Origin of the sequence: Acinetobacter terrae, assembly GCF_002135195.1 — a bacterium.
In the GTDB taxonomy this organism is placed as follows: Bacteria; Pseudomonadota; Gammaproteobacteria; order Pseudomonadales; family Moraxellaceae; genus Acinetobacter; species Acinetobacter terrae.
This window is the reverse complement of sequence record NZ_NEGF01000002.1, coordinates 17,866-30,158: the sequence shown is the minus strand read 5'-3', so window position 1 is coordinate 30,158 and position 12,293 is coordinate 17,866. Positions and strand designations below refer to the sequence as shown.

General features: G+C 40.6%; 11 protein-coding genes. 7 read left to right on the top strand and 4 right to left on the bottom strand.

The window, feature by feature from the left end; genetic code table 11:
* Positions 1-65 precede the first annotated feature (65 nt).
* From orn to B9T23_RS02505, 3 genes are all read left to right on the top strand, one after another.
* A complete protein-coding gene (gene orn, locus B9T23_RS02515; RefSeq protein ID WP_067721847.1) occupies positions 66-620 on the top strand; it encodes an oligoribonuclease in 555 nt (184 codons plus the stop codon).
* Between the two features lie 193 nt (positions 621-813).
* Entirely contained in the window at positions 814-1,599 is a 786-nt protein-coding gene (locus tag B9T23_RS02510; RefSeq protein ID WP_086192874.1) for a tRNA threonylcarbamoyladenosine dehydratase, read from the top strand.
* A 401-nt stretch (positions 1,600-2,000) separates the two neighbouring features.
* Entirely contained in the window at positions 2,001-2,510 is a 510-nt protein-coding gene (locus B9T23_RS02505; protein WP_086192873.1) for a pyridoxamine 5'-phosphate oxidase family protein, read from the top strand.
* 180 nt (positions 2,511-2,690) lie between these two features.
* Here the strand turns inward: B9T23_RS02505 and B9T23_RS02500 are convergent, their stop codons facing one another.
* Complete coding sequence (locus B9T23_RS02500; RefSeq protein ID WP_086192872.1) at positions 2,691-3,734, bottom strand: hypothetical protein; 1,044 nt, start codon at positions 3,732-3,734, stop codon at positions 2,691-2,693.
* A 156-nt stretch (positions 3,735-3,890) separates the two neighbouring features.
* On the opposite strand from B9T23_RS02500, the gene pheS reads away from it, so the two are divergent.
* From pheS to B9T23_RS02485, 3 genes are all read left to right on the top strand, one after another.
* Positions 3,891-4,871 carry a phenylalanine--tRNA ligase subunit alpha gene (gene pheS / locus B9T23_RS02495; RefSeq protein ID WP_086175782.1) on the top strand — a complete coding sequence of 327 codons (981 nt, stop codon included), beginning with the start codon at positions 3,891-3,893 and terminating at the stop codon, positions 4,869-4,871.
* Between the two features lie 137 nt (positions 4,872-5,008).
* A complete protein-coding gene (pheT, locus tag B9T23_RS02490; protein WP_086192871.1) occupies positions 5,009-7,390 on the top strand; it encodes a phenylalanine--tRNA ligase subunit beta in 2,382 nt (793 codons plus the stop codon).
* Positions 7,387-7,683, top strand: coding sequence for an integration host factor subunit alpha (locus B9T23_RS02485; RefSeq protein WP_004649746.1), 297 nt, complete (start codon positions 7,387-7,389; stop codon positions 7,681-7,683). The genes pheT and B9T23_RS02485 overlap by 4 nt, the downstream gene beginning before the upstream one ends.
* 188 nt (positions 7,684-7,871) lie before the next feature.
* On the opposite strand, the gene B9T23_RS02480 is transcribed toward B9T23_RS02485, so the two are convergent.
* From B9T23_RS02480 to trxA, 3 genes are all read right to left on the bottom strand, one after another.
* Positions 7,872-8,147 (bottom strand): hypothetical protein, encoded by a 276-nt coding sequence (locus tag B9T23_RS02480; RefSeq protein ID WP_086192870.1) that lies wholly within the window; start codon positions 8,145-8,147, stop codon positions 7,872-7,874.
* A gap of 420 nt (positions 8,148-8,567) precedes the next feature.
* Positions 8,568-9,836 carry a transcription termination factor Rho gene (gene rho, locus B9T23_RS02475; protein ID WP_067721834.1) on the bottom strand — a complete coding sequence of 423 codons (1,269 nt, stop codon included), beginning with the start codon at positions 9,834-9,836 and terminating at the stop codon, positions 8,568-8,570.
* A 329-nt stretch (positions 9,837-10,165) separates the two neighbouring features.
* A complete protein-coding gene (gene trxA, locus B9T23_RS02470; protein ID WP_067721833.1) occupies positions 10,166-10,492 on the bottom strand; it encodes a thioredoxin in 327 nt (108 codons plus the stop codon).
* Positions 10,493-10,750: 258 nt separating this feature from the next.
* Here trxA and ppx point away from each other — a divergent pair, with 258 nt between their 5' ends.
* Positions 10,751-12,271, top strand: a complete 1,521-nt coding sequence (gene ppx / locus B9T23_RS02465) for an exopolyphosphatase (RefSeq protein WP_067721832.1) — start codon at positions 10,751-10,753, stop codon at positions 12,269-12,271.
* The last annotated feature ends 22 nt before the right edge of the window (positions 12,272-12,293 follow it).

The window sequence follows — 12,293 nt, the reverse complement described above, 5'->3', positions numbered from 1 at the left end:
GTTACAGCCAAGATGCAATAAATTTGCTACTATAGCCGTTTTAAGCCTAATAAGATTGCACATTTATGAGCAGCACTCCTGATACTCGCCTCATTTGGATTGACCTTGAAATGACAGGTCTAGATACAGATAACGACCAAATTATTGAAGTTGCAACAATTGTGACGGATGATAACCTCAATATTTTGGCGGAAGGCCCTGTGCTTGCTGTTCACCAGTCGGATCGCGTGTTAAATGCGATGGATGAATGGAATACCCGTCAACATGGACAATCGGGTCTGATTGAACGCGTACGCCGTAGTAAACTCACTGCGCAAGATGCCGAACAACAAACCTTAGAATTCCTGAAAAAATGGGTGACCCCAAAATCATCACCAATGTGTGGTAATTCCATTTGCCAAGACCGTCGTTTCTTGCACCGTTTAATGCCGGAAATGGAGCAATTTTTCCATTACCGTAATCTTGATGTATCTTCAGTGAAAGAGTTGGCGAAACGCTGGCGTCCAGAAATCATGAGCGGCTTGAAAAAGAATGCCTCACATTTGGCGATGGATGATATTCGTGATTCGATTGTTGAACTCAAATATTATCGCGAGTATTTCTTTATTACCAATAAGTAAAGAATGACTGATTTATAGAAATTGAAAAAAGGGGCGAAAGCCTCTTTTTTTATAGCTGCAAAAATTATATCTCTATTTTTTGAGCAATTTTTTATGTTTATTTGATCGGTTGGATAATGTTGAAGATATAGATTATCGAATTGGGGCGGAATTTGATAAAATGCGCCGGTGTTTTTTAGATACCAGATGACGAATGACTGATCTTCCTGAAGATGATGAATATGAGCGCCGCTTTGCAGGTGTGGAAAAAATTTATGGAGATGAAGCTTTTCGTCAGTATGAACACAGCCATGTGATGGTGATTGGGATTGGCGGTGTCGGTTCTTGGGCAGTTGAAGCTTTGGCACGTACCGGCATTGCTGAGCTGACGATCATTGATATGGATGTGGTTGCTGCATCCAATATTAACCGTCAGTTGCCTGCCATGAGTTCGACCTTGGGACGTGAAAAAATTGAGGTGATGGCAGAGCGTTGTCATTCGATTAATCCACGTATCAAGATCAATCTGGTGGATGATTATTTAACACCCGAGAATGTCAAAGAACTGTTAGAAAACAAACCTGATGTGGTTCTCGATTGCATTGATGATGTCAAAGCCAAATTGGCGTTAATGCTGCATTGCCGATTTAATAAAATTCCTTTGATTGTATCGGGCGGTGCAGGCGGCAAGCTGGATCCCTTAAAAATTCGTGTTGCAGATTTGTCTAAAACTGAACAGGACCCGATGTTGGCCAAATTACGCAGTCAATTGCGTGCCAAAGGAATTTGTAAAAAGCCCAAAGAGAAGTTCGGCATTACCTGCGTGTATTCGATTGATAATCCATTCTCGAGTGCCGATGTATGCCCAAGTGCCGGCTTACGTTGTGGCGGATATGGTTCAGCTGTCGTAGTCACTTCAAGTTTTGCCATGGTGGCAGTTTCAGAAGTATTGAAAAAGCTGACGGTTAAAAAAGCGAAAACGGAAGCATCAAAATCATGATGTAAACCCGAGTCTGTTGATCTTTAAGCTGAGCATTAAATATATTTGGACGCTCCTGTTAAATTTCAGCAGATGATTACTGCTATTCATAAAAATTAAAACAATTGAAGCAGAGACATTTAACCAAGTTAAAAATAGTTCAGGTATTTGAGCAACTATAAAATTTATCGCTCATGAGCCTTTAATCAATCTAAACATAGATTCGACTTCTTAACTCTCTTTATAAGCAAATTCTTTTTCGTTGTTTCTTATGATCTTTAAGCCAATCTTTTATTATTCAAATGTATAAGTTGAGTAAGGTGAGATATCTAAAGTGAAAAATATCACTACTCTAGTAAAGAAGCGAATGCACAAAATTAAATAATTTCTTATTTCTAAAGTTTAGCTTCAGGAGAAGAGTAATGACGGATAATCATAATCGCGAAAAATTATGGCAACTGATCAAGGAAGTACGATATGCCATGATCAGTCATATGACTGAAACGCAGGAATTACATTCACAACCCATGACCATGCTTAATTCTGAGAAGACTGAGCAGATGAGTGAAAGTCACAATCTGTATTTTATCTTGAGTGATAGCAATGATCTGGTGAATGCAGTCAATTCCGGTCGTAATAAAATTGGATTATCTTTTGCCAAGCCCTCTGACAGCATTTATGTCTCGATTAGTGCACATGCCCATATCAGCACAGATGCTACCTTGATTGATCAACTCTGGAACCCGTGGGCTGAAAACTGGTTTGAAGGAAAGGAAGATCCGAGTGTATGTATCTTGGTGGCTGCAGCAGTCAGTGCAGAATATTGGAACGTGACTGACAATAAAGTGACTCAGCTATTTAAACTGCTTAAAGGCAGTCTTACTGGCCATGCTGGTGGAGTCGAAGCGGATCATAAAAAACTCAACTTATAATCCGCTGATCTTTAATACGGTTTAAAAGACAGGCTAAGTGTTTAGGTTTATTATAAATTTTCATTCATCTTATTTTTATGGTGATGAAGAACAAGAGATTAAGAAGAACACGTATAGATAAAAATACCTGTTCTTCTTTTTATATCTATTGAGCTGAATTTTTTAGCATCTTTATCAAAATTAAAGTCCAAAATAATAAGCCAACAGACAAATCACAATGGTCAACAAAATCAGTTTAATCACCCCAGATGCACCGACTTTATGTGGGGCATGTGCTTTGTGGGTTTTTAAATGGGGTGATGCGGGGGGAATCGTATGTGTTCCATCCAAAGGATTGGCAATTTCTACTTTGCTCAGTTTTGCAGACTGATAATGATTGGCGACCTTGACAATGAATTTTGCTCTTAAATCATCCAGTTTTTGCGAAAAGTGACGCAGATTCAGTTGTTCATCAGCTGTAAGTTCAGTGCCATCAGCATGAAACGGATGTTGCAGTTTGTGCTGAATATAAGTCGATAAGGCTTCTAAACGATGTAGTGTGGTATGGGCATAATCTGCTTGATATTCGGTTGGCAGTAAAGGCAGATATTTACTTTCGAGCAAGGGCGAGCCATCGGCATTTTCAGTATCAGCTTGAGTAAGGCCGTAATAAGGAAAATCCCGGTTTGCGGGTTCGCTAAAGCCTTGTGCAAATTTGCTATCAAATAATTCGTTATCAGTATAGGTCTGAATATCATCCCAATTTGGCTGTTGTAAATCTGCATCAACGCGCTTTGCAAGCTTGGGATTCAAATCAAAACGCCAAAATGTTTCCTGACGACATTGTTCTTGTTGCGGTTTCGGCGCGTCATAGTCATTGTCAGCGCTATACCATTCGGGGAGTTCTTTACCAAAAATCCAGGCGGTTTTTTTGTTATGTTCATGGCTGACAATAAAATGTGGAATCGCTAGTAGCTCTACATTGGCATTTGGATTTTTTTCGTCAATTAAAAGACTTGAACTATGTAAGCTAATACGATGACTGCCTTGTTTTTTTAGACCTTCAAGCCAGATTTGAAAATGTTGTGCCAGTAAATGTTGTGACATGAGATCACGGAAACGCAAGTTATGCTGGTTAAAAATGGAATGCTGTACCCAATGATTAAAGCTTAAATTCTGGCTGAGATACTCATTACCATAGGTGACCAAAGTCAATTGTTGTTTCCAAATTGGATCGAGTGCCATTGTTATTGATCTCATGAATAATGGCTTTATCTTATACTTTTTATAAATCTGGATGCCAATCTAATTTTCCTCTACAGGGAACTTCATCAATACGTTCAAAAACTGTTAGAATATGGGGTTTTATTATATTTTTAAATTGTTGCTTTGAGAGTTACTATGTCACTGGAAGCCCTGACCACTGAAGCGCTCGCTGCGATTGCAGCAGCTCAAGACCTTGCTACACTCGATCAAGTACGAGTGCAATTTACAGGGAAGAAAAGCCAGCTCGCGGAACAATCGAAGGCACTCGGTAAAATGGACCCTGAAGAACGTAAAGTTTTTGGGGCGAAAATTCACGCTGTACGTGAAGCCATTACCGGTGCATTAACGACACGCCAGGCGGAATTACAAAAAGCTGCACTAGAACAAAAACTTGCTAGCGAAATGATCGACATTACCTTGCCAGGTCGTGGTCAAAGCGTGGGGAGTATCCACCCTGTGACTCAAGTGCAAGAACGTATTTGCCAATTCTTTACCAAAGCGGGTTTTACGGTTGCGACAGGTCCTGAAGTTGAAGATGATTATCACAACTTTGAAGCCTTGAATATTCCGGGGCATCACCCGGCACGTGCCATGCATGATACGTTCTATTTTGATGTAAATCATTTATTGCGTACGCATACTTCAGGTGTGCAGATCCGTACCATGGAAACTCAACAACCGCCGATTCGCATTGTCTGCCCGGGCCGTGTTTATCGCTGTGATTCGGATCAAACCCATTCGCCAATGTTCCATCAAATTGAAGGCTTATACATTGCGGAAAATACCAGCTTTGCGGAACTGAAAGGTTTATTGATTAACCTGTTAAATGAATTCTTCGAAAAAGATTTAACTGTACGTTTCCGTCCATCTTACTTCCCATTCACTGAGCCAAGTGCCGAAGTGGATATTATGGATGAACGCGGTCGTTGGTTAGAAGTTCTAGGTTGCGGTATGGTGCATCCGAACGTGCTTCAAGCAGCTGGGATCGATCCTGAAAAATACAAAGGTTTTGCTTTTGGTCTGGGTGTAGAACGTTTTGCAATGCTTCGCTACGGTGTGAATGACTTGCGTATGTTCTTCCAAAATGATGTGCGTTTCTTACGCCAATTTGCTTAAGACTTTTAATAAATCCTCTCCTAACCTCTCCTTTAAAAAAGGAGAGGGACTCCGCGAAATGATTGGGGTTCTCGCCCTTTGAAAAAGGGGGAGTTAGAGGGGGATTCAAGAAATTAGATTTATAGGTTTTTATAGAAATGAAAATTAGCGAAAATTGGTTACGCACATGGGTCAACCCAGCCATTGATAGTGAAAAACTATCTGACCAACTCACCATGCTGGGTTTAGAAGTGGATGAGTTGGCTCCAGCGGCAAAACCATTTACAGGTGTGGTTGTAGGTGAGGTTCTCACTGTAGAACAACATCCGGATGCAGACCGTTTGCGTGTAACCACAGTGAACATTGGTTCTGGTGAGCCATTACAAATCGTGTGCGGTGCACCAAATGTACGTGCAGGTATGAAAGCGCCAGTGGCAACCATTGGTGCAGTATTGCCGGGTGATTTTAAAATCAAGAAAGGCAAGCTTCGTGGTATTGAATCACAAGGGATGCTTTGTGGCGCTTCTGAAATTGACCTTGAAGATAAAATTGATGGTCTTTTAGAGCTTCCTGCGGATGCGCCTGTAGGTGTAAATGTACGTGAATACTTAAACCTTGATGATCACGTGATTGATATCAGCATCACGCCTAATCGTGGTGACTGTTTTAGTATTCGTGGTATCGCACGTGAGATTGGTGTAATTAACCAATTACCTGTGACTGCACCTGAAATCAAGGAAGTTGCTGCAACAATCACAGACGTTAAAAATGTGGTTGTTGATACAGAAGGCTGTCCACGTTATTTAGGCCGTGTGATCAAAAAGGTCAATACCAAAGCACCGACACCTGAATGGATGGAGCGTGCGCTTGCTCGTTCTGGTATCCGTCAGCACAGTATCCTTGTCGATATTACCAACTATGTCTTAATTGAACTTGGTCAGCCGCTACACGCATTTGATGGTGGTAAAGTTCAAGGTGCAGTACATGTGCGTCAGGCAACTTCTCAAGAGAAACTGGTTCTGTTAAATGAACAAGAAGTTGAATTGACTGAAGATGTCATGGTGATTGCTGATGATGAAAAAGCATTAGCCATTGCCGGCATCATGGGGGGATTATCTTCATCTGTAACTGATGCTACAACTGAAATCTTCCTGGAATCTGCTTTCTTCGCACCATTACATATTGCAGGCCGTGCACGTCGTTATGGTTTACATACCGATGCATCGCAACGCTATGAACGTGGCGTCGACTTTGAATTGCCATTGATCGCAATGAACCGAGCATCTCAATTGATTGCTGATCTTGCTGGTGGTGAATTCGGTCCGATTACTGTTGCAGAAAAGGTTGAACTTTTACCAACCCGTGATGCGATTGAATTGAATCAAGCTCAAGTGGATCAATTGTTGGGTTACGTCGTAGAAAGCGACTTTATTACTGATGCGTTACAACGTCTCGGTTGTATCGTAACGGTAAAAGCACAAGGCGAGTGGAGCGTTATTCCTCCTTCGCATCGTTATGACATGACCATTTATCAAGACCTGATTGAAGAAGTTGCCCGTATTCACGGTTATGACAACATTCAGATCAGCTTGCCTGTAATTGATGTGAAGCTTGCAAAACATCAAGATCAGTTTGAATTGCCTCAACTTCGTCAAACATTGGTAACTTTAGGTTATCAAGAAGCGATCAGCTTTAGCTTTGCCGATGCCAAACTTGAAAAACAATTGAATCCAAATGTTAATCCATTGATGTTGGCAAATCCAATCTCAAGTGACTTGGCGGCGATGCGTTCGACTTTGTTATCAAGCTTGATTCCATGTGTGCAGTACAATATTAACCGCCAACAAAGCCGTGTACGTTTCTTTGAGCTCGGTTTACGTTTTGATTATCAAGATGCAAAAAGCATTCATGATCTTAAACAGATTCCGACTTTGGCTTTAATCGCTGTGGGTGCTAAAACCGCTGAATCTTGGCATGGTAAAGCACATCCAATGGATTTCTTTGACCTTAAAGGTGAAGTTGAAGAGATTTTAGCTGCTGGACGTGTAAAAGTTGAATATGTTCGTTCAGAACGTACATGGTTACATCCTGGTCAATCTGCTGAAATTTTAGTGGATGGCAAGTCTGTCGGTTACCTCGGCCGTTTACACCCATCTTTAGAAGATGAGCTTGATTTGGGCATCACCTGGGTGGCAGAACTCGATCAACAGGCTGTTTTGCAAACTTATGTATCTAATTTTACAGAATTATCACGTTTTCCATCGGTTAGACGTGATATTGCGCTTTTAATTAGTGATAAGATTAATGTTAGCGAAATTCAGCAACTTATCGGAAAAACGGGTGGAGAGTTATTAGGCTCGACTTGGTTGTTCGATGTGTACACTGGACAAGGTGTCGAAGAAGGTAAACGCTCATTAGCATTTGCAATGTTATGGCAACATCCATCACGTACACTTGAAGATGCTGAAATTAAATCGGGTATGGATCAAATAATCGAAGTGTTGCAAAACACTTATCAGGCGACATTGAGGGCTTCATGACAGCATTAACAAAAGCAGAAATGGCTGATCATTTAAGTGAGCTCACGAGTTTAAACCGTCGTGAAGCAAAACAAATGGTCGAGTTGTTCTTCGACGAGATTAGCCAAGCGCTAATCTCAGGCGAACAAGTAAAACTTTCGGGGTTTGGTAACTTTGAGTTGCGTGATAAACGTCAACGTCCAGGTCGAAACCCGAAAACGGGTGAAGAAATTCCAATTTCTGCACGCCGTGTAGTCACATTCCGTGCAGGGCAGAAATTCCGCCAGCGCGTAGGAAATGAGCAGATCGATTGATCTGCTTTTTTTATTTTAAAATATGCAAAACTCTATCACTTGAGTGACGGGGAAGCAGATTGCCTATGACTGGAAGTAATGTTGTAGCTGAAAATAAGATTGGATAATTTTTGTTTTACTAATCCTTATTTTTGCCATAAAAAAAGAGAGCCGTTAGGCTCTCTTTTTTTACTTAATAATCGTAAAGATTATTGAGCAGCAGCTTCAGAAGCAGCAGTAGCATCAGCAGCAGCGTCAACAGCTACAGAAGCAGCGTCAGCAGCTTCAGAAGCAGCAGCTTCAGCAGCAGGAGCAGCTTCAACAGAAGCAGCAGAAGCAGCAGCTTCAGCTTCAGATGCAGCTTCTACAGCTTCAGATGCAGCAGCATTAGCGTCAGCAGCAGCTTCTTCAGTTTTTTTAGCACAACCAACGAAAGCTAAAGTAGTAGCAACTGCAGCAGCAATAGCGATTTTTTTGAATAACATGGCATCACTCTCTAAAATATGAGATTAAAAAAAACCTATGTTAGCCTGTTGAGTGCTTTTATTCTTCCTAATATTTGTTAGGCAGTAACAATGCAAAGGCAGTCTAACTGGTCTGCAAATATGCTATCACTGCGCATTTTTAATTACTACTAGGGCGCAGGCAAAAAATGCAAAAAATGATGAAAAATGAGCAATTTATTAACAGAAAATAACAATCAAGTAGAGGGTTTATATTGGAGAAGTACTAAATAACTTGCTAAAAACTATAGTGTTTTTTTAATGAATATTTTAACAATCATAAGCTTGCATAAAAGTTTACAAAGAAAAAGGTCAATTGTAGCTTTATGTAAGTAAAGTCAACCAAATAAAAAGGCTATCGTTACAGATAGCCTTTTATACATAAAATAATAATGAATCGAATTAGCTAGTTGCTTTACGTTTCATTTGATCGAAGAAATCATCATTAGTTTTAGTTTCTTTCATACGATCAAGCAAGAATTCCATTGCTGCCAATTCATCCATAGGGTGAAGCAGTTTACGCAGAATCCAAACTTTACGTAAATTATCTTCGCTCATGAGACGTTCTTCACGACGTGTGCCTGATTTCTTGATATTCATGGCAGGGAACACGCGTTTTTCAGAAATACGGCGATCAAGGGTAATTTCCTGGTTACCGGTACCTTTGAATTCTTCGTAGATCACGTCATCCATCTTGCTGCCTGTTTCAATTAAGGCAGTAGAAATGATCGTCAGTGAACCACCTTCTTCAATATTACGTGCTGCACCGAAGAAGCGTTTTGGACGTTCAAGTGCATGTGCATCCAAACCACCCGTAAGTACCTTGCCTGATGAAGGAATAACCGTGTTATATGCACGCGCTAAACGAGTGATCGAGTCAAGCAGAATAACCACATCTTTCTTGTGTTCTACCAAACGTTTTGCTTTTTCGATGACCATTTCAGCGACTTGTACGTGACGAGCAGGTGCTTCATCAAATGTTGATGCAACCACTTCACCACGAACGGTACGTTCCATTTCGGTGACTTCTTCTGGGCGTTCGTCAATGAGAAGCACAATGAGGAAACATTCAGGGTTGTTACGCACAATCGACTGCGCGATAGTTTGCAACAACATTGTCTTACCGGCTTTAGGCGGAGCAACAATAATTGAACGCTGACCTTTACCAATCGGCGCAACCAAGTCAACAACACGTGAAGTTAAATCTTCAGTGGTGCCGTTACCCAACTCCATAATTAATTGTTCAGTTGGGAACAAGGGAGTTAAGTTTTCGAACAGGATTTTGTTACGTGAGTTTTCAGGCGTGTCATAGTTAATTTGATTAACTTTTAATAAGGCAAAATAACGTTCGCCTTCTTTCGGTGGGCGAATCGTTCCTGTAATCGTATCGCCAGTACGTAAGTTAAAGCGACGAATTTGAGATGGGCTGACATAAATGTCATCAGGACCTGCAAGATATGAACCTGCTGCAGAGCGGAGGAAGCCAAAACCATCAGATAGAATTTCTAAAACACCATCACCAAAAATTTCTTCGCCATTCATTGCATGGCGCTTTAAGATGGCAAAAATGATGTCTTGCTTACGGTTACGAGCCATTCCTTCTAGGCCCATAAACTCGGCAATCTTGATGAGTTCGCCAATCGGTTTTTTCTTGAGTTCAGTTAAATTCATAGGTGGTCAGATAGAATCAAAATTCTGGAATAGAGATGAGGAAAGGGAGCAACATTCAGCCGCTTGCACGCAATAAAAGTAACGTAATTGTATTTGCACAATAACAATTCAGAGGTCTGATTCATTGTTTCGAAGAAAAAAGTGTAAAAACAATTTCTGTTGCCGAGCGGCGATCTTATGTGTTGTGTCTTGTAAGAAAATTGCGGATTGAAAATCCTTTATTCCTTGAACATGTAATATAAGAGAGAATACAACTTTTGTCAATTTATAGACGAAAAAAATACGCTATCCGGAGATAGCGTATTGGATTAAATTGTACTGTTTTTGAATTAGATGTTTTCTTCAATAAATGCAGTCAATTTAGATTTTGGTGCTGCGCCTACTTGCTGAGCGACTACTTCACCATTTTTAAACATTAATAATGCAGGAATGTTACGGATGTTGTAATTCACGGCAGTTGCTTCGCAAGCAGTCACGTCAACTTTAACAACTTTAACTTTGCCTTCGAATTCTGCAGATAATACTTCTAATACAGGTGCAATGGCTTTACATGGTGCACACCAACCTGCCCAGAAATCTACAAGTACAGGAACGTCAGATTGTAAAACGTCAGCTTCGAAGTTTGCATCAGTTGTGTTTACGATATTGCCAGACATGGATATGCTCCAGATAAAATTTTAAGATAGTTCTATATCTATAAGTATTACATAGCCTCGTTTAACTATGTAGTCGGATCTGTAGATTTTCAAACATTATATTGAGTTTGTCTAATTGATGCTCACGATATTGATAATCGTGACATGCAATTGTCAATTATAAAAACATAAAAACTGATTCATTTGAGCTGATAAATGGCTTTTAAATTGGATGGTTGTGAATTACTCTAAGCATAATTCTTATAGGTTCGTTGAATAATGTCTGATTTTTTGATTGATGAAGAGTTACTTGCTGCCATCGATATGGGGTCGAACAGTTTTCATCTTGCTATTGCACGTGTAGATCATGGCGAAGTGAAGAAAGTTGCTTCAATGTCAGAAAAAGTACAATTGGCTGCAGGTCTTGATGAAAATAAAAACCTGACTGAAGCCGCACAGCAACGGGGTTTGGCTTGTTTGGCACGCTTTGTCGGACGCTTAAGCTCAGTACAGGCGAACCGGATGCGAATTGTAGCGACCAATGCTTTGCGTCAAGCCAAGAATGGTCATGAATTTATTCAAAAAGCTGCGGAGATTTTACCCAAACCGATTGAAATCATTGCCGGTCGTGAAGAAGCACGTCTGATTTATTTGGGTGTCTCACATACCATGGCCAATAGTGGTCGTCGTCTGGTAATTGATATTGGTGGCGGCTCTACAGAACTGATTATTGGTGAAGAATTCGAGCCAATTCATACAGAATCTTTGCAAATGGGCTGTGTCGCCTTTACTAAAGCTTATTTTAGTGAAGGTGAAATTAATCAGAAAAGTTTTGATAAAGCAGTGGTTGCTGCACGTAAAGAACTTTCAGGTATTGCCAACACTTACAAAACAGCGGGTTGGGATACGGTTGTCGGTTCAAGCGGCACCATTAAAGCCTGTCGTCAAATTACCGTAAATATGGGCTGGAGCGATGAGAAGGAGAACTTGACTCGCGAAGGTCTAGAAAAACTCAAAGAAAAATTACTCAAATTTAAACATATCTCTGAAGTCGATTTTGATGGTTTAAAAGAAGACCGTCGAGCAGTTTTGCCAGCAGGGGTTGCCATTTTATATGCTGTGTTCGATGTACTAGAGTTGAATAAGCTGGTGTATTCCGATGGTGCATTACGCGAAGGTGTGATGTATGACTTGCTGGGTCGTTTCCAGCATGAAGATATTCGTGACCGAAGTGTACAAGCTTTAATGGGACGCTATAACGCAGATCCCAAACAGGCTGAACGGGTGGTGAAAACTGCGCAGCATTTATTTGATGGTGTAGCTAAGACACTGAATTTAAACAGTGAAGACAGTGATTTATTGCGTCGTGCAGCCTATTTACATGAAATTGGCTTGGCGATTAGTCATGCGGGTTATCACCGTCACGGGGCATATTTATTACAACATTCAGATATCGCTGGCTTCTCGCAAATTGACCAAAACCACCTTTCACACTTAGTGGCGCATCATCGTCGTAAGTTGCGCAGTGACAGCCGAGTGGATGTAATGAAGGTAGGTGGTAGCAAATTAGTTTACTTAAGTCTATTGCTTCGTCTTGCTGTTTTACTTAATCATAGTCGCAGCGATGAGATGCTTCCTGCCATTGAATTAAGTGTCGACAATGAGCAACAATGGCAACTAAGCGTTTCTGGCGATGCCAAACAATGGCCTTTGCTTGTAGCAGACTTGCATGATGAACAAGTGCAGTTTAAGCATTGGGATATTGAATTGAATATTCAGTCGGAACAATTTATCTATTAACAAGTTATTGGTTAACAAGCTA